The organism is Methanolobus sp. ZRKC5, from assembly GCF_038446525.1.
Lineage (GTDB): Archaea > Halobacteriota > Methanosarcinia > Methanosarcinales > Methanosarcinaceae > Methanolobus.
Genome location: NZ_CP151792.1, coordinates 1,144,810 through 1,165,251 on the forward strand (window position 1 = coordinate 1,144,810; position 20,442 = coordinate 1,165,251).

At 41.8% G+C, this 20,442-nt stretch carries 23 protein-coding genes and 1 pseudogene; 12 read left to right on the plus strand and 12 right to left on the minus strand.

Annotated features, from left to right (window positions below; genetic code table 11):
- Nucleotides 1–66: 66 nt before the first annotated feature.
- Nucleotides 67–534: a toprim domain-containing protein gene (locus WN948_RS05430; protein ID WP_342305985.1), complete on the plus strand. Its 468-nt coding sequence runs from the start codon at nucleotides 67–69 to the stop codon at nucleotides 532–534.
- A gap of 18 nt (nucleotides 535–552) precedes the next feature.
- Here WN948_RS05430 and WN948_RS05435 read toward each other — a convergent pair.
- From WN948_RS05435 to WN948_RS05450, 4 genes are all read right to left on the minus strand, one after another.
- Nucleotides 553–1,235 (minus strand): IS1 family transposase gene (locus WN948_RS05435; RefSeq protein WP_342303728.1). Its coding sequence is split into 2 segments (ribosomal slippage): nucleotides 553–906 and nucleotides 909–1,235, totalling 681 coding nucleotides; the frame shifts between segments, so codons are not numbered across the junction.
- A 63-nt stretch (nucleotides 1,236–1,298) separates the two neighbouring features.
- Nucleotides 1,299–1,667, minus strand: a complete 369-nt coding sequence (locus WN948_RS05440; protein ID WP_342305986.1) for a DUF356 domain-containing protein — start codon at nucleotides 1,665–1,667, stop codon at nucleotides 1,299–1,301.
- 167 nt (nucleotides 1,668–1,834) lie between these two features.
- On the minus strand, nucleotides 1,835–2,650 hold the full coding sequence (proC, locus tag WN948_RS05445; RefSeq protein WP_342305987.1) for a pyrroline-5-carboxylate reductase: 816 nt from the start codon (nucleotides 2,648–2,650) through the stop codon (nucleotides 1,835–1,837).
- 17 nt (nucleotides 2,651–2,667) lie between these two features.
- Nucleotides 2,668–3,156, minus strand: coding sequence for a multiprotein bridging factor aMBF1 (locus WN948_RS05450; protein WP_342305988.1), 489 nt, complete (start codon nucleotides 3,154–3,156; stop codon nucleotides 2,668–2,670).
- Between the two features lie 82 nt (nucleotides 3,157–3,238).
- Here WN948_RS05450 and WN948_RS05455 point away from each other — a divergent pair, with 82 nt between their 5' ends.
- Together WN948_RS05455 and WN948_RS05460 are read left to right on the plus strand one after the other, a co-directional pair.
- Nucleotides 3,239–4,528 (plus strand): proteasome-activating nucleotidase, encoded by a 1,290-nt coding sequence (locus tag WN948_RS05455; protein ID WP_342305989.1) that lies wholly within the window; start codon nucleotides 3,239–3,241, stop codon nucleotides 4,526–4,528.
- A 49-nt stretch (nucleotides 4,529–4,577) separates the two neighbouring features.
- Complete coding sequence (locus WN948_RS05460) at nucleotides 4,578–5,168, plus strand: DUF99 family protein (RefSeq protein WP_342305990.1); 591 nt, start codon at nucleotides 4,578–4,580, stop codon at nucleotides 5,166–5,168.
- On the opposite strand, the gene glmM is transcribed toward WN948_RS05460, so the two are convergent.
- On the minus strand, nucleotides 5,169–6,509 hold the full coding sequence (gene glmM, locus WN948_RS05465) for a phosphoglucosamine mutase (RefSeq protein ID WP_342305991.1): 1,341 nt from the start codon (nucleotides 6,507–6,509) through the stop codon (nucleotides 5,169–5,171). It abuts the gene before it with no gap.
- 102 nt (nucleotides 6,510–6,611) lie between these two features.
- On the opposite strand from glmM, the gene larE reads away from it, so the two are divergent.
- The 5 genes from larE to WN948_RS05490 are packed head-to-tail and all read left to right on the plus strand — an operon-like array spanning nucleotide 6,612 to nucleotide 9,162.
- Complete coding sequence (gene larE / locus WN948_RS05470) at nucleotides 6,612–7,412, plus strand: ATP-dependent sacrificial sulfur transferase LarE (RefSeq protein ID WP_342305992.1); 801 nt, start codon at nucleotides 6,612–6,614, stop codon at nucleotides 7,410–7,412.
- Nucleotides 7,409–7,534, plus strand: coding sequence for a hypothetical protein (locus tag WN948_RS05475; RefSeq protein WP_342305993.1), 126 nt, complete (start codon nucleotides 7,409–7,411; stop codon nucleotides 7,532–7,534). The genes larE and WN948_RS05475 overlap by 4 nt, the downstream gene beginning before the upstream one ends.
- Complete coding sequence (locus WN948_RS05480) at nucleotides 7,507–7,839, plus strand: GNAT family N-acetyltransferase (protein ID WP_342305994.1); 333 nt, start codon at nucleotides 7,507–7,509, stop codon at nucleotides 7,837–7,839. Before WN948_RS05475 ends, WN948_RS05480 begins: the two co-directional genes overlap by 28 nt.
- Before the next feature lie 5 nt (nucleotides 7,840–7,844).
- Nucleotides 7,845–8,381 carry a DUF531 domain-containing protein gene (locus WN948_RS05485; protein ID WP_342305995.1) on the plus strand — a complete coding sequence of 179 codons (537 nt, stop codon included), beginning with the start codon at nucleotides 7,845–7,847 and terminating at the stop codon, nucleotides 8,379–8,381.
- Between the two features lie 40 nt (nucleotides 8,382–8,421).
- Nucleotides 8,422–9,162: a DUF166 family protein gene (locus WN948_RS05490; RefSeq protein WP_342305996.1), complete on the plus strand. Its 741-nt coding sequence runs from the start codon at nucleotides 8,422–8,424 to the stop codon at nucleotides 9,160–9,162.
- Nucleotides 9,163–9,197: 35 nt separating this feature from the next.
- Here WN948_RS05490 and WN948_RS05495 read toward each other — a convergent pair whose 3' ends face one another.
- Complete coding sequence (locus tag WN948_RS05495; RefSeq protein ID WP_342305997.1) at nucleotides 9,198–9,659, minus strand: PEF-CTERM sorting domain-containing protein; 462 nt, start codon at nucleotides 9,657–9,659, stop codon at nucleotides 9,198–9,200.
- 213 nt (nucleotides 9,660–9,872) lie between these two features.
- Here WN948_RS05495 and WN948_RS05500 point away from each other — a divergent pair, with 213 nt between their 5' ends.
- Entirely contained in the window at nucleotides 9,873–10,994 is a 1,122-nt protein-coding gene (locus WN948_RS05500; protein WP_342305998.1) for a DUF362 domain-containing protein, read from the plus strand.
- A gap of 22 nt (nucleotides 10,995–11,016) precedes the next feature.
- Here WN948_RS05500 and WN948_RS05505 read toward each other — a convergent pair whose 3' ends face one another.
- Nucleotides 11,017–12,495 carry a phenylalanine--tRNA ligase subunit alpha gene (locus WN948_RS05505; protein ID WP_342305999.1) on the minus strand — a complete coding sequence of 493 codons (1,479 nt, stop codon included), beginning with the start codon at nucleotides 12,493–12,495 and terminating at the stop codon, nucleotides 11,017–11,019.
- Nucleotides 12,496–12,506: 11 nt separating this feature from the next.
- On the minus strand, nucleotides 12,507–13,811 hold the full coding sequence (locus WN948_RS05510) for a tryptophan--tRNA ligase (RefSeq protein ID WP_342306000.1): 1,305 nt from the start codon (nucleotides 13,809–13,811) through the stop codon (nucleotides 12,507–12,509).
- A gap of 380 nt (nucleotides 13,812–14,191) precedes the next feature.
- On the opposite strand from WN948_RS05510, the gene WN948_RS05515 reads away from it, so the two are divergent.
- The 3 genes and pseudogenes from WN948_RS05515 (at nucleotide 14,192) to WN948_RS05525 (ending at nucleotide 17,064) form a co-directional block, all read left to right on the plus strand.
- Entirely contained in the window at nucleotides 14,192–15,715 is a 1,524-nt protein-coding gene (locus WN948_RS05515) for a methyl-accepting chemotaxis protein (RefSeq protein WP_342306001.1), read from the plus strand.
- Between the two features lie 12 nt (nucleotides 15,716–15,727).
- Nucleotides 15,728–16,255, plus strand: a pseudogene (locus tag WN948_RS05520) (methyl-accepting chemotaxis protein); the annotation flags it as partial.
- 254 nt (nucleotides 16,256–16,509) lie between these two features.
- Entirely contained in the window at nucleotides 16,510–17,064 is a 555-nt protein-coding gene (locus WN948_RS05525; protein WP_342306002.1) for a hypothetical protein, read from the plus strand.
- A 6-nt stretch (nucleotides 17,065–17,070) separates the two neighbouring features.
- Here the strand turns inward: WN948_RS05525 and WN948_RS05530 are convergent, their stop codons facing one another.
- The 4 genes from WN948_RS05530 to WN948_RS05545 all read right to left on the minus strand — a co-directional run bounded on the left by WN948_RS05530 (nucleotide 17,071) and on the right by WN948_RS05545 (nucleotide 20,332).
- Nucleotides 17,071–18,273: a radical SAM protein gene (locus tag WN948_RS05530; RefSeq protein ID WP_342306003.1), complete on the minus strand. Its 1,203-nt coding sequence runs from the start codon at nucleotides 18,271–18,273 to the stop codon at nucleotides 17,071–17,073.
- A 3-nt stretch (nucleotides 18,274–18,276) separates the two neighbouring features.
- A complete protein-coding gene (locus tag WN948_RS05535) occupies nucleotides 18,277–19,062 on the minus strand; it encodes an ATPase domain-containing protein (RefSeq protein WP_342306004.1) in 786 nt (261 codons plus the stop codon).
- Between the two features lie 113 nt (nucleotides 19,063–19,175).
- Nucleotides 19,176–19,784, minus strand: a complete 609-nt coding sequence (locus WN948_RS05540; RefSeq protein WP_342306005.1) for a translation initiation factor IF-2 subunit beta — start codon at nucleotides 19,782–19,784, stop codon at nucleotides 19,176–19,178.
- Nucleotides 19,785–19,813: 29 nt separating this feature from the next.
- A complete protein-coding gene (locus WN948_RS05545) occupies nucleotides 19,814–20,332 on the minus strand; it encodes a 50S ribosomal protein L16 (protein WP_342306006.1) in 519 nt (172 codons plus the stop codon).
- Between the last annotated feature and the right edge of the window lie 110 nt (nucleotides 20,333–20,442).

The window sequence follows — 20,442 nt, forward strand, 5'->3', positions numbered from 1 at the left end:
AGTTTTTAATCGGATGAAAAGTAACTCTAAAATCAGTATTTTAAAAGAATAGCCACGGATATTTTCATGCAAAGAAGAAACACAAATTCAAAAAAACCATTAAAAGCACCTTTTGTTGTTTATCAGAAAAGACTGAAAATGATCGAAGAACTATTGGATGAATTACAGGAACTTGCTATTCAAGAGTCAATAATTGTGGTTGAAGGGAAAAGAGATATTGTTGCCCTTAAGACATTGGGTCTGAAGGGAGATTTCCGTCTTGCCACCCATCACTCACTTATCAACTTCTGCGAGGAATTGGCAGAAAGTGGTCAAAGAATAGTCATTCTTACTGACTGGGACAGAAGAGGAAATATACTGGCTTCAAAACTTGTAGAAAATCTCCAATCATTGGATTCAAACCCAGAAACGAGGATAAGAGATTTGATTATCAGCCTGGTCCAGAAAGAGATAAAAGATGTTGAAAGTCTTCCAAGCTACGTTAGAAAACTAAAAGATATAACCAAAGCTACAGACGTTACGGATTCTTTTTAAGATAAATTTATGGCATTGTTAATTAAACATAGCTAGTTCTTTATTCCTATATTTCATTAAGAGCAAAACGGAGATTTTTAGCATTTCAAGACTTTTAGTATAACACTTTGACTTTCTCCTTAGTCTTGCCAGGAAATGCCTAAATATGCTGTTGTATCCTTCAACAGTATATGTTTCTGCTTTTGATCGAGTATGGATGTTTCTGGGGACTAACTTGGCATATGCCCTCCAATAATCCGTCATTACTTCCCCAACCTCTTTTGTCTTTAACTTTTTCCAGAGTTTTTGTCCTGTTTTTGTTCCTCTGCTGCCAAAAGAGCAATCGATGAATTTCTTCCCATATCTATCAACAGCAATCCATATCCAGCAGTAGTTTTTTTATTCCCAATATAAGTATGCATCTCGTCCAATTCCACAACAGAAATCTCATTTTCACTTTTTAGATCCTCTAATTCACTACCAAATTTTCGAATCCATTTTTGAACAGAAACATGACTAACGCCCAAAAAACGTCCAATTGAACGAAATCCCAACCCCTCCAGATAGAGTTGTAAAGCCTGTCGCTTAACAGATACGGGGCTAGCGGTGGATTTTATATCTACTGAATAGTTGTATCCACAATCATGGCATTTGTAGCGTTGTCGACCATCAATCCTACCGTTCTTCTTATGACTGGAACTCTTACACTTTGGACAATTCATATATAAAAAGAGGCCATCATATTATATAACGATGTTTAATTACCAAAGCCAAATTTATTACTCTCAATGGTGTTGAGGTTCAAAATTCCGCTCGAACTCAGGATATAGTTCGGACTTATCCATGAGTTCTTCATAAACCTCATGTCTTGGGCTTACTATTACCACATGAGCAGGTGGATGTATCTTCCTTAACTTACTAATGGCAGCACCTGCATTGTTGTCGAGTTCCACCAATGCTGCAGAATTGCATTTTGCCCTAAGTGGCACACCTGCAACACTAACAAGAAGGTTATCAGCGTAAAGTGGTTCAATTCTTTTCGGTTTTGATGCAAACCTAATTCTTCCATAATGCTCAAGATCATGTAATGCTACATTGACCTTGTCAGCATTATCCCCGCGAATTACAGCAAAAGACTTAATGTCAATCCCCATCCCAAAAAATCCCCTTGTACAATTTTTCCATATGCATATCTCTTGAACTACGTTTTTACTTCCCGCACCTAATGTTTGGATTCCCTAGCTCTATTATAGTTAAAACTTTTTAATATAATAAACTTTTCTATTTTGAGAGATATACAATATGGTTTTATGGATAGGAATTATTTGGCTAGTTCTTTTGAACGGTCTGATGACTCGATCACTGCCTTCATGAAAGCTGCCCTTACACCACATTCTTCCAGAACACGAACACCACGAATGGTCGTTCCTGCTGGCGAAGTCACCATGTCTTTGAGCTCACCGGGGTGCATGCCAGTATCAAGTACCATTTTTGCAGCACCAATTACTGTCTGAGCTGCAAGAATCAGAGCACTGCTTCTGTCCAGTCCTTCGTATACAGCACCATCTGCCATTGCTTCTATTACCGGGAATATGTAGGCAGGACCACTGCCAGAAAGACCGGTCACGGCATCCATGAGATTCTCAGAAACCTGAATTGCACTCCCAACGGAACGGAATATTGCAAGTGCATCCTCAGCATCTTCTTTTGATGCATTCTTTCCCTGAGTGATAGCTGAAGCAGCCTCTGCAACTGTTGCTGCTATGTTTGGCATAACCCTTACAACACGAGTTCCCTCGTTGAATTCTTTTTCAATATCATCCAGTTTGACACCGGCAGCAATAGAGATTATCAACTTGTCTTCAGTAATGTCATCCTTTATGGATGCTATCACTTTTCGGAGTATCTGTGGCTTGACTGCAAGTACAATTACGTCAGAGTTAACGACTGTAACTTTATTATCGGTGGAAACATTGACACCTGCATTTTGCTTCAACGCATCAAGAGATGGTTCATAAAGGTCACTTGCATATACATTGGAAGGGGAAAAGAGCCCGGCATTGCATATCCCATTTATTAATGCGCTGCCCATTTTCCCGGTTCCTATAAATCCCAGTTTTTTAGCGTCAAGACTCATTTTATCACTAATTGTCCTTATTTACGTTTTATCTTCACAATATCACCAAGTGTGGTACCACGATTAAGGCGGTCGCCACTCCAGTCACTGTCACCGGTTTTTTCTGTAAGCCTGATGTCAAGGGCTTTTTCGATCTTGTGAAGAACATCATCCTCAGGGATAATTTCCTCACGCTCGATCTTCTTGAGCAACATTGCTTTTTCCTTGATCTTTGAAGCCAACTGATCATGTGACCATTTCTTACGTTCCCTGGCTTCCCGTATAGCCTGACCATAGTCGTCAATAAGCTCGTCGACTACCATTTCTGGAGCCTTACGGGGAGGTCTGCGGGTTCCTGAGGTCACAGGGCTGCGACTAACAGGTGCAACCTTCCTTGACACAGGAGCACGCTTGCCAGTTGACTTTCCATATTGCGAACATCTTCCACATACGGTAAGTTCACTTCCATCAATGCTAACTTTAAAAGACTCGCCTCTTATTTCAGCGCCACATATTTCACACTGCATAGATCTCAACTCATAAAGGGTCTAAGCTCTTCTTTACGAAAGGGCTATATACCGTTTGCACTTAAATAGTATTCGGAGACACATGAGCGAGACTACTGACAGTGACTTTGAGCACAGAAGGTATGATTTTACCTCTGTGAACAAGGCAGATTATGACTATGTCGGTTCAGATAATGAGGAAGATTTTTCCAAATATCTGCTAGACCGTATGAGACAGCTAGAATCCAGGAATAATCTCCTGAAAGAACAATGTGACCAGGTAGAATCTGAAAAACGTTTTGTCGAGAGTCAAAAACTTAAATATGAACGTGAAGTACGCAGATTACAGGCAGAAGTCGACCGTCTGAAGACCGTACCTCTTGTAGTTGCAACCATAATGGATGTTATAAGTGAGGAAAAGGTCCTTGTAAGAAGTTCCACAGGACCGCAGTTCATGGTAAACGTATCACAATACCTGAACGAGGACTCACTGGTCCCAGGTGTAAAAGTTGCATTGAACCAGCAAACACTTGCTATCGTGGAGGTTATCCCTGCTAGTGAAGACCCTGCCGTTTCAGCAATGGAGGTATTGGAGTCACAGGATGTTGACTATGAAGATATCGGAGGACTGGATGCTCAGATACAGGAACTGATCGAATCTGTTGAATTGCCATTAACAAAACCGGAATCTTTCACACGCATAGGTATCACCCCTCCAAAGGGTGTCCTCCTGTACGGCGAACCAGGCACAGGGAAGACATTACTGGCAAAAGCCGTTGCACACAGAACAGAAGCTACATACATAAGAGTAGTAGGTTCTGAACTGATACAGAAATATATCGGCGATGGTGCAAAACTTGTCAGGGAACTCTTTGAAATGGCAAGGAAAAAATCTCCAAGTATCATCTTCATAGATGAACTGGATGCAATAGCTTCAAGGCGCCTTAATGACACCAACGGTGCAGACCGTGAAGTCCAGAGAACCCTCATGCAACTGCTGGCAGAAATGGATGGTTTTGACAACAGGGGCGATGTAAGGATAGTAGCAGCTACCAACAGGATCGATGTGCTTGACCCTGCAATACTCAGACCCGGAAGGTTTGACAGAATCGTAAATGTACCGATGCCGGATGAGGGAGCCCGTGAGAATATCTTTAAGATACACACCCGCTTCATGTCTGTTGCAGATGATATCGACTTTAAGAAACTGGCCAGACTTACAGAGAAGGCAAGTGGTGCAGACCTCAATGCAATTGCCATGGAGGCAGGTATGCTTGCTGTTCGGTTCGATAAAAAGACCATATGCATGGATGATTTCCTTGAATCCGTGCAGAAAGTAATGACAAAAAGAGAAAACGAAACAGAAGTTCTGCCGGAAGGAATGTTCATTTAAGCATTTCTGGTGGTAAGTTACTTCTATTACTTTTTTTATAATATTTTTTGTGAAAGCGCGTTTCCACATAAAAGATGAGATTCGTATATTGGGGATAGATGACTCTGCACTTATAGCGGATACTATCACAATAGTTGGGGCCTTCTTCCGTGGTGGCATGTGGCTTGATGGAGTACTACGCTCAGAAATAATCCGTGATGGTATGGATGCAACCAATCGTATCATTGAAATGGTACGTAAAAGCAAACATTTCCCGCAAATTCGGGCAATAATGCTTGATGGTGTTACCTACGGAGGCTTTAACCCTGTGGATATCGTTCACCTGAATCAAGAAACGAATATTCCAGTAATAGTACTCATGCGAGACCTTCCTAATCTTGAAAAAATGGAATCGGCCCTTACTCACCTGCCGGAAGGTGAAAAAAGAATGGAAATTATTAAAAAAGCTGGCAGCATCATTGAAGTTATCACAAAGGACACATCTAATCCCGTTTTCATACAATGTAGCGGAATAGGAATAAAAATGGCTGCCAGAATAGTTCAACTCTCTTCAACAAGAAGTAATATTCCTGAGCCACTGAGAGTGGCTCACTTAATTGCAACGGGAATCGTTCTTGGAGAATCCAGAGGCAAGGCCTGATCACTTAGAACTGTTTACCAGTTCAATACCTTCGTTCATCAGGGCATCTGCCCTTTCCTTTGTTTTTGATTCTGCAAATATCCTGATTATTGGCTCGGTTCCGGATGGTCTGATAAGTACCCACCCGTCATCATACCATACTTTTACACCATCTGTCGTATCAACTTCATTGTCTTTTGAGAGGACTTCCTTTTTGACATTCTCCATGGTACTCTGAAGGTTTTCTGCCCTGACCTTGGTCTTTGAGTTAAAGTACAGCGGTACACTACTTGCAAGTTCAGATAATTTCTGCCCGCTTGCGATAATCTCCAAAAACTTGGCACATGCCATAGCACCGTCACGGCAATACTGGTGTTCCGGGAAGATCAACCCTCCGTTGCCTTCCCCGCCAAAGACCCCGCCAATCTCCATCATCTTGCGTGCCACATTGATAGAACCTACAGCTGTCCACGTAAGTTCCACACCTGCTTCCCTGGCAACATCAAGCATACGTAATGATGAACTGACCGGAGTGACAACAGGACCTTTTTTCCTTTCAAGAACATACTTTGCCATCATCGCAAGCAAGACTTCTTCCTCAATGAAATTTCCATTCTCGTCAAAGAACACTGCACGATCTGCATCCCCGTCCTGCGCAACTCCCATGTTAGCACCTGATTTTTTGACGATGTACGCAAGCTCTGTTAGCACGTCAGGGGTCGGCTCGGGATTTCTCCACGGAAATGTTCCATCTACCTGACCATTGATGGTTATGACCTCACAGCCAAGTTTCTGGAGAAGGAACGGGAGCGTAACTGATCCAGCGCCACAGCCCGTATCCACAGCAACTTTGAACCTTTTCCCGCGTATAAGCTCATGGTCCACGGAATTAATAATGCCCCTGAGGTAATACTCATTGGCATTGCTGTCGTGGCGCAGGTCTCCAGTCCTTTCCCAGGATGCCGCACTGAACTCTTTTGAATAATATATCTTTTCGATCTCACTTTCCCCTTCTCTTGAAAGTTCACTTCCGTCAGCAGCTATCAATTTAATTCCATTGTACTCCCTTGGGTTGTGTGATGCAGTTATAACAATTCCCGCATCTGCATGGTCCTTCACATAGTACTGGACAGAAGGTGTAGGGCATATACCTACATCGATAACTGTGAGACCTGCTGAAAGTGCACCTGCAATTGCAGCTGATTTTAACATTTCACCTGAAGCTCTTGTATCCCTGCCAATAGCAACTGTACCACTTGACCCCATATACGTCCCCAGACTTCTTGCAACATCGATTGCCAGTTGAGGAGTTATATATTCGTTCGCTATTCCCCTTACACCATTAGTTCCGAAAAATGCCATCCATTATCACCATTGTTAAAAGTATAGCCTGTATATGTCAAAATCCTATTTTATGTTTTGTGAGAATATGCTATTATAAGATATTCTACATATTCCCAGTAAATGCTGAATGGAAAACTTGAATTATTGAAAAGTGGCATCTCCAAAAAAGAGAGTGTCCTAATTGCCTTTTCCGGTGGAGTGGACAGTTCTGTCCTTGCGGCCATAGCTTATAGAACCCTGGGAAAAAATGCAGTGGCGGTAACTATCAAAAACCACTCATTTCCAAAAAGGGAATTGGAATGTGCTAAAATGGTTGCTGAAGAAATAGGTATTGAACACATGATCATTTATTTGAATGAATTGAAGGTGCCACTGGTATCTGAAAATGGACCAAATAGATGTTATCATTGCAAAAAAGAGATTCTCGGAGTATTAAATTCCGTAAAAGATGAACTGGATTTTAATGTCATTCTCGAGGGAAGTAATGCTTCGGATTCCAATTCATACAGACCGGGAAAAAGAGCAATTGAAGAAGCAGGAGAGAAGGTATACTCCCCTTTCATTGAATTTAATGTGAATAAGGATGAAATCAGGCAGATTGCAAGACAACTAGGACTTTCTGTTGCAAGCAAACATCCATCACCCTGTCTTGCCTCCCGTTTTCCGTATGGAGATGCACTAACAGAGGAAGCCATCAAAAGAGTGGAAATGGCAGAGGATTTTCTCATCGAAAGGGGTTTTCAGGAATTAAGGGTTCGAGATCATCAGGGAAGTGCACGCATAGAAATTAATCCTGATGAAATGCATTTATTGTTGCAAATACGGAAAGATGTTGTTTTTTATTTAGAGAAAATCGGTTTTAGTTATGTCACCCTGGACATGAAAGGATTCAGAAGCGGAAGCATGGATGAAGTATTATGATTCCAGAAGTCACGATAAGAAAAGCAGAACCACAGGACAGAGCGGACATTGAAGTACTAATGTCCACTTGTTTCCATGGTATTGAAGTATCCCAATGGAGAATCTCAGGGTTGCTGTTATAGACAACAAAATCATTGGTGCAGCATGTCTGGAAACAGAAAACTTCCAGGAGCTTCACTCCATAGCCGTTTATCCGGATTATCGTGGAAAAGGAATTGGTAGACTACTTATGGATTCCTTTACTGTTGATATGAAGGAGGGGACCATTTTATTTACGAGAACTACTTCACCTGTCTTTTTTGAAAAAGTGGGTTTTATCAGACTTGATGATTCCGAAAAGAAAGAATTATGGGATGATTGTTCGAAGTGCAACAGGTTTAATAACTGTAAACAATCTGTGTTGCGTCTGGAAATTAATAAAAGGTGATATCGTTGCTGACATTAGGAATCGTTAATACATATGATAAGATCAAAGTACTGGATGCTCATTATCGAGCAATAGCAAGGGCTGCACCTATATGTCATGCATTCGGATTTTCCCTTGCTCTTTTTGATTTTCCATTTAAGATGACCCCTGATGAGCTGGTGGAGTATGTTGCGGACAAAACCACTATTGGAGAATCAGGTAAATATCTGAGGATGTTGCATGAAAAAAAGCACCTATTCGTTTTTGACCTGCCAAAGAAAGGATTCCAACCACAATTAGGTTCTGTGGTCGTGACAACTTCAAAACCGGAAAAGAAGTTTTCCATTACTACAGAAGCCATTGCAGACGAAATAATGCATAATAAGTCTTTCCTGATACTGGTGGGACTTGGACGAAAAGGGCTACCAAAAGACCTTTTTAGCCTTGCCAGATACCATCTTGATATTACATCACATGGCGTTTCCCTTGAAACATGTACGGCAATTGGATGCATACCTGCTTATCTCATGGGTATAGTCCATACGAAAAGTTCAGAAAAATAAGTAGGGAACTTTATTAAGTATCATATGTATACGCTTTTGCATGCGTTTAAGCATTTTTTATTCCGGAGAGTTTGGGAAAAAGGTTGTTGGTAACCTTGTCAACTCGGATAGTTTTTGCGTTTCATGCGGAGACCTGTGTGACCACTGCCGTGAACCCAGGGCAAGTTTTGCACCTTTGATAGTTGGTCTTTTTGAATTACGTACAGACCTTCCTGATTTTGTCGAAGAACCCATAGAATATATCCCAGATAATTTGCCCCTATCAGACCTTATTATTGCCATAGACCTGCACCCGGACCTGTTGATGACGGTTCCCGATATTGCAGAAATGACAGGTGCAAAAGGCGTAATAATACCAGTAGATGATTCACGCCTGGTGCCTGCTGGCCTGACCGAACAGGTAAAAAACAAACTTGAGTCACAGGAAGTGGAATGCGAATGCCCAAAACCCTTCTGTTCACTTGATATTTCAGGAAAGCCAGTGATAGATGAATTCGTAAAAATGGGATTTGGCCGTCCATTGCTACATATCGAAACCGATCCTGTGAACGGACTTTTCACACACGTAGGAGTAATAAGGGATGCTCCATGTGGTGCAACATGGTTCGTTGCCAAGAAACTGAAATGGTCTGACCTGAAAGACTATAAAGAAACCATCTCGAGCGCTCACCACGCATACCCATGCACCGCAAGCATGGAAAAGGATGTACAGATTGGTGATACTATCCTGCATGAAGCAGGTTACATCATCAGAAAAAGTGTAGAAGAAGCAATGGAATAAGGTTGTTTTAAAATAGAAAAGTTAAAGGAGTAAGATTACTCCTTTCTGCGCTGGAAGAAGAATGCCAGACCAAGTATTGCAGCTATTGGAAGTGCAATAGTTGAGAATTCTGGGATCTCATTGCCTGGAGTATAGCAGAATGAAAGATGGCTGATAAAGCGGCTATCTGGATCATTGATAGTTCCACCCATACCTCCTGGGTATCTATTTAGTGCAGTACCTGGTTTTGTCACTACTTCACAAACTGGTATATTAGACGACCATGTAAGATTATGCCCGTCGCCTTCTGTAATTATTATGGTAATTGGACCATCTGTGTAGGTTCCAACTACGCTCTCACCCTTCTCGATAGTATCGCCCCACTCATTTAGCTTGATTACAGCAGTACCGCACTGGCAATCATCACCATCATTTTCAACTACTATTGGTGCTTCTGCAGCACTTGCCAGCATCAGTGCCACCATTGCCGCGAGCATTATTATTAATATTCTTTTCATTGTTAACCACCTTCCACATATATAATTTTAAACTGTGCACTCGGTAACAGTAACTATGTCTTTCTTAATTCATATACTTTCCTAAATTACTTTGCATGTCATTATTATTATACTGCTAATGAAATTATTTTGTTAAATTATCAATATAAAAGACAAAGCACCTGAGAACAAATATTCAATACGTATTTTTACCTACAATTCCTACATACAGGCATGGGTAACAAAGTTTCCATTGTAAAATGTGATGATTATTCTAAGTCTAAAGAGTGCATCAAAGAGGCGCTCAATCTGATAGGCGGACTTAAGTCTGTGGTTTCAGCAGGTGATCGTGTGCTTCTCAAACCAAATGTCCTTGCTGCCCATAAACCGGAGGATGCCGTAACAACCCATCCTTCCGTAGTTGCTGTTATGTGTGAACTTGTGCAGGAAGCTGGAGGTACACCTGTCATAGGTGATGGTTCTGGAATGACCCATCCGGGAGCAACGGCTGATGCATTCAAAATGTCAGGAATCGAGGAAGTCGCAAAGACCCATAATGTTGAACTCATTAATTTTCAGACAGCAGGGTATGTGGAAATTAATGTCCCTGAAGCAATGCATTTTCCAAAGTTACACATGTCTAGGGCAGTTATGGATGCAGATGTGATCATATCGCTTCCAAAAATGAAAACTCACGAACTGACCTACTACACAGGCGCCGTCAAGAATATGTTTGGGGCATTACCCCTTAGAACCCAAAAGGAAATGCATCTGCTGGCTGACAGAAGAATATTTGGTGAAGCTGTTATCGACCTGTACTCAGTTGTAAAACCTCATCTAGCAGTCATGGATGCTGTGGTAGGCATGGAAGGCAATGGTCCCTCTCATGGCACTCCGGTGAAGACAGGTGTGATAATGGCATCCTATGATTGTGTTTCACTTGATGTAGTTGCTTCGGAACTCATTGGTTTTGATCCAATGCGAATTCCCACTACAAGTGCTGCAATTGAAAGAGGGTTTGGATCAAATGACCCGGTTATAGTTGGCACTTCACTGGATGAAGTGAAGATGAGGTATAAACCTTCATCCGGAGGTATTACCTCCAGTTTTCCACCTGTCGTCACTCGTATGTTTGGCAGGTACTTTGAAATGAGACCGAAGATCAATACTTCAAGGTGTGTTCTTTGCGGTGCATGTGCCATGAACTGTTCAGCTCATGCAATAGAAGAAGTTGATGATCACCTTGTGGTCAACAAAGAAAAATGCATACTATGTTATTGTTGCCGCGAACTTTGTCCTGCAGATGCAGTAGATATCGAAAAATCCCTGCTTGCAAAGATAATCACAAAAAGATGAAAATAAAATAATGGTTGCCAGTTCAAAGCTGGCATACCTCGCTCTTGCGGAGCCAGTCGATATCAGAATGGTATAACTGACGCAGGTCCTTAAGTCCCAGCTTCAACATAGCAAGACGGCTGACACCAAGTCCCCAGGCAAGTACCGGATATTTGATTCCCAGTGGATGTGTGACTTCTTTCCTGAAAACACCTGCCCCTCCAAGCTCAACCCATCCAAGACCATCTACGTATACTTCCGGTTCAACACTTGGTTCAGTGTATGGGAAATATCCAGGTCTGAAGCGAACATCTTCAAAGCCCATTCTGTGATAGAACTCAGAAAGGCATCCCAGAAGATTTGAGAATGACATATCCTTGTCCATTACAACGCCTTCAAGTTGCTCGAATTCCGGTGTGTGTGTCGGGTCGATGGTTTCCCTGCGGTAAGCCCTGTCTATTGAGAACGCCTTTATCGGAGGTTCCGGGTTATCTGCGAGGTATTTAATGGTTAATGCTGTGGTGTGTGTCCTCAGGACATCCTTACAGGCAATTTCTTCACTCCATTTGCTACCCCATCCTATTGATTCAGTCTCCCCTCCATGCTCATGCATAGCACATACCTGATTTTTGTATTCGTCAGGAAGTTCTGATGTACTGGAAAGATGGAATGTATCCTGCATCTCTCTTGCAGGATGGTCCTGTGGCTGGAACAGTGAATCGAAGTTCCAGAAAGAACTTTGAATGGCCTCACCTTTGATCTCGGTGAATCCCATGTCCAGGAAAATACGCCTCATCTGATCGATCAGGCGCTGATATGGGTGTATCTTTGCCCCATATATTGGTTTTGGAGCTGTATGAATATTATATGGTCTGAACTTCTTGTTCTTCCACTCACCACTTTTCAGGAGGTCAGAAGTAATCTGTGCAAATTCTTCCTCGATAACAATACCTGCTGCAACGATTTCCTCACCATCGGGAGTGATAATCAGCTTCCTTTGTTTATTCTCGCTCTTTACCACAAGTTTGCGTTTTATCAGATCGTTGACGATATTCTTATCAGCGCCCAGCTCATCGAACGTCTTCTCCTCGCCAGCAAATATAGCCAGAACCTGTTCATCTGCACCAATTTGAGCATCCCCTGTAGGAACTATCATTCCCTTTTCAATGCCTGCCCAGCCTTTACGACGTAGCCATCCAGTAGCGATACCAGCAACTGCAGGATTGAACTTCTTTTTAAGCTCATCCATAGCTATGGGTTCGGAAATGGAATTGATTATCTGTCTTTCAGGAAGTCCTTCTTCAGCGTATTTCTTCCCTTCATCGGTAAGTTCGAAGATCTCTGTTATTGTCTCCTCTACCTGTGCAAGTCCTTTTTCTTCAAGCAAAAAAGCAGCCTGCATTGCAGTTTCCATTTTCATCTCTGATTTTTCAGCCAGCTCGCTGGGGCTTGCATCGTTTAGATTTTCCAATGCGATCAACACATTCTTCTCATTGGATGTAAGGTTGTACTGGGAGCTCATTATTACACCTGTTAAATTGATAATCCATATTCATCAAGTCTGTCTTTGGCAACTTCACGTAATTCCTGATGTTCTTTTAGGAACTTTTCAGTCTTTTCAGCTGCAAGGACTTTACAGTTTCCACAAACCCGGCTTCCTTCACGACATTCTGTGTATATCTGTGCCAGTTCTTCATCATCATCCACAAGATGGAAAAGGAACATTTCATATACAGAACACTTGTCTGGTTCACCGCCAAGCTTCTTCTGCTCCTCAAGGGTCATTCTGCCTCCGGTCTTTGCCCTTTTGACCTTCTTAGCAGCACCCTTGGGATCTTCTGTTAGCGAAATATAACTATCCGGAACACTGCTTGACATTTTCCCGCCCTGCAATCCAGACATGAAACGGTGATATGTTGACGATGGCGGTACAAACGCATACCCCCCGAATTCAATTTCAACTTCCCTGACGGTCTTCAGAAGAAGTTCAAAAGTATCAGCATTGAAGACATCAACATGTCCTTCAAAAAGCTTTGTCTTTCCGGGAATACGCGCATTCAGTTCTTTCAGGGCCTCTTGTGGAGCAGCCTTGCTACGGATACTGAAATATTTGTTTCCTTTCTTATCTTCCCGGCCCTCTATCTTGAACATGTTCATTTTGTGTCCAAGCCCCCTTGTCAGGCGGATGTGTGGGTCTTGATCAGCTCCTGCCGGGACAACTATTGGTTTCGGTCCACCGTATTCTTCAAGCTGTGGGTGAAGTATGTCCGCACTTTGGGTGACTGCACTTAACATATGAGAGATACTGGTCTCGCCGGTGAATCCGTAGATTGCACTGAGTTCGGACAAATTAGCTTTAGAACCAAGTTCGAATGCAAGATCCTTCACCTGCTCTGAGCCTGACTGGAAATAAATATGCCCATTTGGTTCAAAACCAAGTGCTATGAGACTTATAATATACTCGTTTATCCCTATATCCCTGCATTTATCCCACGACATTCCTCTGACAGAATGTGCTTCACGGTCCGCTATACCAACAAAAGCATCTCCACCTTGCTGCTGGTGCCAGATGATCTCTTCCATAACCATTTTGTGTCCAAGATGGATCTTTCCTGAAGGCATGAATCCACTCATTACTGAGAATGGCTTATTATTCTTCATTGCATCAGTGATGAGGTCATAACTGCGGTGTCCAAAAATTATCTTGCGGTTCATGAACTTGTGAGGATCCTCTATCTCCCGGACCATATCATCAAATGGCAGTATCCCGAATTCATCGAATAATTTGGAATAGTCGTCAATGTTCAATGCGCTCCAGGGATCGATCTTCATGTTCATATATTGCCTCTTCATCAAATTAAGTTAATATCCATGCTTTTTTTCAGATTGCTATCTGCACATGAAATTGTTAGTAAAAATACCTAGTGATATGTAAATGTTCTTGTCGGGAACTTCTGCTCCTTTGAGTGATTCATCTTTATTGTGCAATTCAAAGTAATCTGCAGTTATCGTTCCACCCTAAAAACAGTCTTTCCGTAGCCATCATTGGGCGGTCATTAAATTGCAACCATTACATAATAAATAAATTTATATATACTGTATATATAATATTAAACGTCCTGTGCATTTTGCACAGTTCATATTATACACCCTGTGCATTTTGCGCAGTTCACGTTAGCCAAAAAATCGAACATTTATATGAAAATGAGGAATATAAGATGAATATTTTGAATAATATCAGCCTTAAAAGAAAACTCATCACTTTTGCACTTATATTTTCTATTATACCTGTTGTATTAATGGGTGCATATGCATATCAACAGGCAGAGCAAGCAATCAACGGGGAGATACAAGAAAATCTGGAAAAACAACTAGTTATTGAAAAAACTTATATTGTGAGTACCTTCGAGAGCGCCCAGAACAAAGTCAATGATGACCTCAAAGCTGCTCAGATGCTAATGGAAACAAAAGGTACTCCATCGATAATAGATGGGCAATTAGTCTTTGGTGAGGATTATGTTGTAAATGGAAACCATGAAGTAGTAGACAACATCAATTCCATGCTTGGAGATTCTGCCACCATTTTCCAGGTCATGGATGGAGAGGCCATAAGAGTTTCCACTACCAATGTAAAAGATGACGGCAACCGCGCCACAGGAACTGCAGTATCACAAAAAATATATGATACCGTAGTCGTGGATGGAGATGTATATTATGGAAGAGCATGGGTAGTGAATGAATGGCACAGGTCAGCCTATGCGCCCATGAAGGATAATTCAGGGAATATAGTAGGAATCCTTGGTATAGGTGTTGATGAAGACCCATTCTGGCAGGAAATGGAAGAGCAGCTACTAGGCTTGACAGTAGGTGAAAGTGGATACTTCTATGTAATGGATTCACAGGGTAATTTGCTAATCCACCCTAACAGTAAAGGCGAAAGCGTATACAACAATGACTTTATTCAGGAGATCCTCTTGAATAAAGAAGGGTATGTGGAATATGAATGGGAAGGCGGGGAAAAGGTTTCAGCATATACTTACTACGAACCTACTGACTGGCATATTGCATCAACAGCATACAAAGAAGAATTCACAGGGCCTCTGGATGCTATCAGAAATGGCCTGATTGCAGCTGTGTTGATCTTTGCGGTTGTGGGCTTAGTGATTGGTCTTACATTTTCAAGATCCATAACAAAACCTCTGGGTCAGGTAGTGGACGTTGCAAACAGTGTATCTGAAGGCAACCTTGCAGTAACGATAAACAATGATTCAACCGATGAGTTAGGGATCCTTTCAAATTCCATGAGCAAAATGGTATCAAATCTCGGAAAGTTAGTTGAAGAAGTCCAGCATGGTTCAATAAGTGTGTCTTCTGCCGCCGAGGAAATGGCAGCCACTTCACAGGAGGTAACTGCCTCAGCCAGCCAGATATCCTCTGCGATCAACAGAATCACAGAAGGTGCTCAGGGCCAATCTGTCAAAAGTGATGAGATTGCATTAGCTATGGCTGATATGACCAATAATACCCAGAGTATAGCAGAAAATGCTCAACTTGCAGCAGAGACTGCAACTACTGCAAGCAATCTAATTCAGGATGTCGGCAATCAGTCGGAAAACCTGATCTCACAGATGGATGAGATACAAACATCATCAATGACTTCAGCTGAAGTTATTAGAAATCTGGATGAAAAATCAGCCAAAATTAGTGAGATAGTCAGCATAATCACTGGCATTGCAGATTAGACTAACCTTCTTGCACTTAATGCAGCTATCGAAGCTGCACGGGCAGGAGAACATGGAAGAGGGTTTGCAGTAGTAGCCGATGAAGTTAGAAAACTTGCAGAAGACTCAGGAGATGCTGCTCATCAGATATCAGACCTCATTGGGGAAATACAGGAAGGTACTCACAAGGCTGTTGAATCCGTGGAGAGCAGTGTCAGTTCTGTAGGCACAGGTGTAATTGCACTGAACGAAACGGTAGCTGCAGTCAAGAGAATAGTAGAAGGCGGAGGAAAGGTTGCAAGAATGGCTGAGGATATTGCTGCGGCTGCACAGGAACAATCAGCATCTATTGAAGAGATCACGACTTCCGTTGAAGAGGTCTCTACGATATCACAGCAATCTGCAGCAGAAACGCAGGAAACATCTGCAGCTATCGAACAGCAGACTGCTTCTATGGAAGAGATTGCAACATCGGCACAGAAACTTGCAAGCCTGGCTGAGGATCTACAGGACGCTATTAAGATGTTCAAACTGGGTTCAAACGAAGCTATTGATAGTTAGATAACCTCGTCCTGAAAAGAAGGATTCATGGTACAATCCTTCCTTTCTTTTTTTATTTAGAACAATCTTACATGCCAGTTCAGCAGATTCTATTCGTTTTTTGATTTTTCTACAAGTGTCACCAAAGATAAGATTAATTTTGACAGCCACATTTTAATTTTAATTGAATATGACATAAATATTTTATGCTGTCCGAACCAACTGTTACCATTCAATTTTAGTCATTGGTGGTGGAGTTACATGGGGATTCAACAATGGATATAACTATTTTTTATCTTGGAGCATTATTCTTTGGTTCAGTGGCCATATTTAATGCATATTCAACTCATAAGTATGGAGAAAGTTATCTGCCTGCAATTGTGAGCATCATGGTGTTCTTTTCTCTGTTATTGCTCATAATCCTTCCATGGCAATACGGTTATGTTGCTTTCATGCTCACTATGATCTTCTCAATTGTCAATTACAGAAAATCCTACAGGATCAACAAAGGAAAAATGAGGCAATATATTGAGGATTCTCGGAGTACAGAGTCATTGAAATTAACAGATTATTTCACAGGATGGAAACTGATCCATCATTTGAACAGGAGATATGGCCCCAATAAAGCTTCGCTGATTTACTCGCTTTTCATGTGGTTATTTGGTATCCTTCTAATCATCTTAGTCAGTCATTTGTGGCCTGATATTTTTTCAAATATCTGGTACGTGGCATTTATTATGACTACAGTAATGTTTGGATTTTACTGGCAGAACAAAAAGTTGCTGGAAAGCCTCAATAAAGGTGATTTCCGGCAAGCAAAAAATAAGTAAAAATGTTTAGGATTCTATCTTATCAATATCATAGGGTTTTGATGCATCTTCAGGTATCTTGTCCACCAGTTTCAGGAAGTCCTTTTCCTGCATCAGACATGTACCACGCTGTCCCCTAAAGTGCTTGTCCTTTCGCATCTTTGTCCAGATGTCCTTTATGGAAATATCTTGTATGTTTCCATAGCTGAATGGGACGTATGGACATGCTGTTACCAGACCGTCAACGCAGACATGCATCCACCTCTGACCTGCCATGCATCCAAGCATTTCTCCCTCAAAGTACGAGTTGGCAAAGATACGAGGCCCACCTTTAGTAGAATTGATACGATGATACATTTCAAGCACTTTTTGCCTGTCATCTTCAGTGATAATAGGGTCATCCTTTTTCTTTGGAACGGATTCCCACAAGGAGAATTCATGGACTCCAAGTTCCTTTGCAAATTCATACATTGCAGGGAGTTCATCAATGTTCTTTGGTGATACATGAGTTGCCATGGTCACAAGTAATCCTGCCTCTAGCCCCATTCTTATGGCATTTGTGGCCATTTCAAAAGCACCATCCAGACGACGTACTGCATCATGTTTTGAAGGTTCCGTAGAATATATACTGACCAGCATATTGTGTAATCCTGCTTCCTTGAGTTGTCTTGCATTCTCTGGCGTCATCTCAGTACCAGGAGTATACATATTGACAATGGCACGCTCCTTATCTACATACTCAATGAGTTCATAGATCTCTTCACGCATCATTGGATCTCCTTCTGTGAAGACAATGACCATTGCACCCATGTCGAGCACATCATCTATAGCACGTTTTATTGTCTCGATTTCCAGATCCCCTTCCCCTCCGCTAACCACGCAATGTTCGCAATTGCATTTGCAGTTGCGTGTTATTTCAAAGGAAACAGTTTCAGGGATGTACCTGCCAAGTGCAATCTGAGTTTCAGCCAATAGCAATCGATTGAAAGCTTTACTGGGTATAGGTGGTAGCCATGTGGAAGCTATCACTTTATCGTCATCAACAAAAGCAGGTTTTTCTTCCTTTAGCCTCTCATTGATCTTTTTCAAAAAAGGGTCACAGGCCTTGCGCAAAGGTCCATGCGCCTTAAGCTGAACAAAATCAGCTTTTTTATCCATTTTGATTGAAAGTCCGGGTATTGAAACCAATACAATATCTTTGTTATCTGAATTTTTCGAATCGGTTTTCATTTACTATTCTTCCCCTAAGATCGAACATCTTTCAAGGGAGAATACATCAGCTTCCTTGCCTATAACAGATTCGGATGAATAAACAACAATGCCTTTGTCAGCAATTACATACGGGCGAAGTACTTCATCATGCTTTACGCCCCGCATTTTTAAGATCTCAAGGGATCTGATCCTTTCTCCATCAATCCTGAATACCTTAAGGCAGATAACTCCTTCGGCAAGGTATTCCTCGACACTGAAATTTTCAGGATCCTTATTTATTTCACTCGTAATGAGAGTAGTGCAATCAAAACTCTCAATATTTTTAATGAACTCAAGGACAATATGCCTCACATTCACAGGATCTGGAGATATCTTCAGTGATGTCATTGAATCAATGAACAAACGTTTTGCATCAATTTCCATGACGCTTGAGTAAATCTGTTTCAGTACGGTTTCCAATGTTGCATTTTCATGGTCGCCTTGATTATCTGGCTCCATTGTCTTTTTTATGTAGCGATCATATGCAATTGGATCAACCCGTATTATGCGGAGTTTATTTTCCTTTACGAGACGTTCCATGTCCCATCCATGCCTCCACATATTTCTCATTATACGTGCAGGTGTCTCTTCAAATGTAACATAGACTCCCGGTTCATTGTAGTTGATGATTCCTGAATACAGGTATTGTGAACCAAAAGTTGATTTTCCTGCACCAGGCCCTCCTGTCAGGAGAATTACATCGTTTTCGATGAACCCGCCTTCTATAAGTTCATCAAATCCAGGTATTCCTGTTGCTATTCGTGCCATATGTTTCCTCGGAGAATTACTTTCAAGTAACCCATCACATTTATAGCACTATTAATATATAACTATATCTTGAAGATTAAAAAAGAAAGAGTTGATACCTGCTTAATCAGGCATCATACTTTTTCGGCAAATGCAAGGGTTCCGCTGATTCTCTTGATCCTTATCTTGAGAGTGTCACCCTTTGCAGCACCTGGTACGAAGATGGTGAACCTATCCATCTTTGCAATCCCGTCACCCTTGGACCCAACAGCATCGATACGAACATCGTATTCTTTGCCTTCTTCAATGGCGTCCTGTTTGACAGGTGCACTGGCTCGTCTTTTCTTCACAGGTCTGTGTGCTCCACAAGCTGCACATTTCAAAACCATGATACGATCCATTTTCATAAGTTGAGTGTCAGGTCTTCCACATTCTGAACACATGACAAATTCTTCAACATATGCTTCGATGTTAGCCTTGATCTGGTCCTTTGAGAACCTTCCCTGGAATATCGCCCTCATTCCATCGATCTTGCCGGCAGTACCCATTTCACGCGTGAGGTACTTCATCACATGATCAGGAGCCCTGTTCATGACATCTGCAATGTTATTGAAATTATCAAGGATCGTAGTCTTACCTTCCATCATGATTTTAGGTTCAGGGATTACGAAACGGGCATCCGTAGTCTCCATGTCGGGTAAGTTTGCTATTGCACGATCCAGAAGCGCTTCGTAATCTTCCATCTTAGATCCCTCGTTGTTATTTTAGTCACTTATTGCACAAGTTCCTGGCCCTGATCAACTACGATCCGGATAGGAGTTGGCAGTTTCTGGCCTGCTTTTCGAAGTGCATCCTTTGCCACTGCAAAGTGCTCTTTGTTTACAGAGATGGTAAATATCTTCTGGCCTGCTGAAACTCTTGCTGCAGTTCCGACATTCTTCCCATATGCTCCACGCATACCACTTGATACACGGTCTGCACCTGCCCCTGTAGCCTGCTTGTTCTCCCTTAGAACTTCGTGTGGGTAAACTCTCAGTTTGATGTGGAACCCTGATCGTCCTGCAGCATTTGTCATTGCACGGTTTGAAGTGATACGTGCAGCTTCAAGTGACTTGTGAGTGAGTTGGCATCTCTCTTTTGCTATGAGCGTGACCTTTACCGGAAACTCGGCACTCTTGTTACCCATGTCGTAGTGAATTACCTGACTGCCCGGGACACCACCCATGTACTTCTTTCTGGTGAATGAGCGCTGTCTTACGTTCCTGTACATACTTGCTGGTTTTCTTACCATGAATTAAAATCTCCTTGAGTTGATTATTGCAATAAACCATGATACTATAAATAGTACTGCTGATTTTTTTGTACCTTAATTGATATGTATATATTTGTATTTGTTGATGT

What these genes read in the sequence shown, in the direction of transcription:
- WN948_RS05430 (WP_342305985.1), top strand. Translation starts at nt 67, where the DNA reads ATGCAAAGAAGAAACACAAATTCAAAAAAACCATTAAAAGCACCTTTT.
- WN948_RS05440 (WP_342305986.1), bottom strand. Translation starts at nt 1,667, where the DNA reads ATGGGGATTGACATTAAGTCTTTTGCTGTAATTCGCGGGGATAATGCT.
- proC (WP_342305987.1), bottom strand. Translation starts at nt 2,650, where the DNA reads ATGAGTCTTGACGCTAAAAAACTGGGATTTATAGGAACCGGGAAAATG.
- WN948_RS05450 (WP_342305988.1), bottom strand. Translation starts at nt 3,156, where the DNA reads ATGCAGTGTGAAATATGTGGCGCTGAAATAAGAGGCGAGTCTTTTAAA.
- WN948_RS05455 (WP_342305989.1), top strand. Translation starts at nt 3,239, where the DNA reads ATGAGCGAGACTACTGACAGTGACTTTGAGCACAGAAGGTATGATTTT.
- glmM (WP_342305991.1), bottom strand. Translation starts at nt 6,509, where the DNA reads ATGGCATTTTTCGGAACTAATGGTGTAAGGGGAATAGCGAACGAATAT.
- larE (WP_342305992.1), top strand. Translation starts at nt 6,612, where the DNA reads ATGCTGAATGGAAAACTTGAATTATTGAAAAGTGGCATCTCCAAAAAA.
- WN948_RS05475 (WP_342305993.1), top strand. Translation starts at nt 7,409, where the DNA reads ATGATTCCAGAAGTCACGATAAGAAAAGCAGAACCACAGGACAGAGCG.
- WN948_RS05480 (WP_342305994.1), top strand. Translation starts at nt 7,507, where the DNA reads ATGGAGAATCTCAGGGTTGCTGTTATAGACAACAAAATCATTGGTGCA.
- WN948_RS05490 (WP_342305996.1), top strand. Translation starts at nt 8,422, where the DNA reads ATGCGTTTAAGCATTTTTTATTCCGGAGAGTTTGGGAAAAAGGTTGTT.
- WN948_RS05495 (WP_342305997.1), bottom strand. Translation starts at nt 9,659, where the DNA reads ATGAAAAGAATATTAATAATAATGCTCGCGGCAATGGTGGCACTGATG.
- WN948_RS05500 (WP_342305998.1), top strand. Translation starts at nt 9,873, where the DNA reads ATGGGTAACAAAGTTTCCATTGTAAAATGTGATGATTATTCTAAGTCT.
- WN948_RS05505 (WP_342305999.1), bottom strand. Translation starts at nt 12,495, where the DNA reads ATGAGCTCCCAGTACAACCTTACATCCAATGAGAAGAATGTGTTGATC.
- WN948_RS05510 (WP_342306000.1), bottom strand. Translation starts at nt 13,811, where the DNA reads ATGAACATGAAGATCGATCCCTGGAGCGCATTGAACATTGACGACTAT.
- WN948_RS05515 (WP_342306001.1), top strand. Translation starts at nt 14,192, where the DNA reads ATGAATATTTTGAATAATATCAGCCTTAAAAGAAAACTCATCACTTTT.
- WN948_RS05525 (WP_342306002.1), top strand. Translation starts at nt 16,510, where the DNA reads ATGGATATAACTATTTTTTATCTTGGAGCATTATTCTTTGGTTCAGTG.
- WN948_RS05530 (WP_342306003.1), bottom strand. Translation starts at nt 18,273, where the DNA reads ATGAAAACCGATTCGAAAAATTCAGATAACAAAGATATTGTATTGGTT.
- WN948_RS05535 (WP_342306004.1), bottom strand. Translation starts at nt 19,062, where the DNA reads ATGGCACGAATAGCAACAGGAATACCTGGATTTGATGAACTTATAGAA.
- WN948_RS05540 (WP_342306005.1), bottom strand. Translation starts at nt 19,784, where the DNA reads ATGGAAGATTACGAAGCGCTTCTGGATCGTGCAATAGCAAACTTACCC.
- WN948_RS05545 (WP_342306006.1), bottom strand. Translation starts at nt 20,332, where the DNA reads ATGGTAAGAAAACCAGCAAGTATGTACAGGAACGTAAGACAGCGCTCA.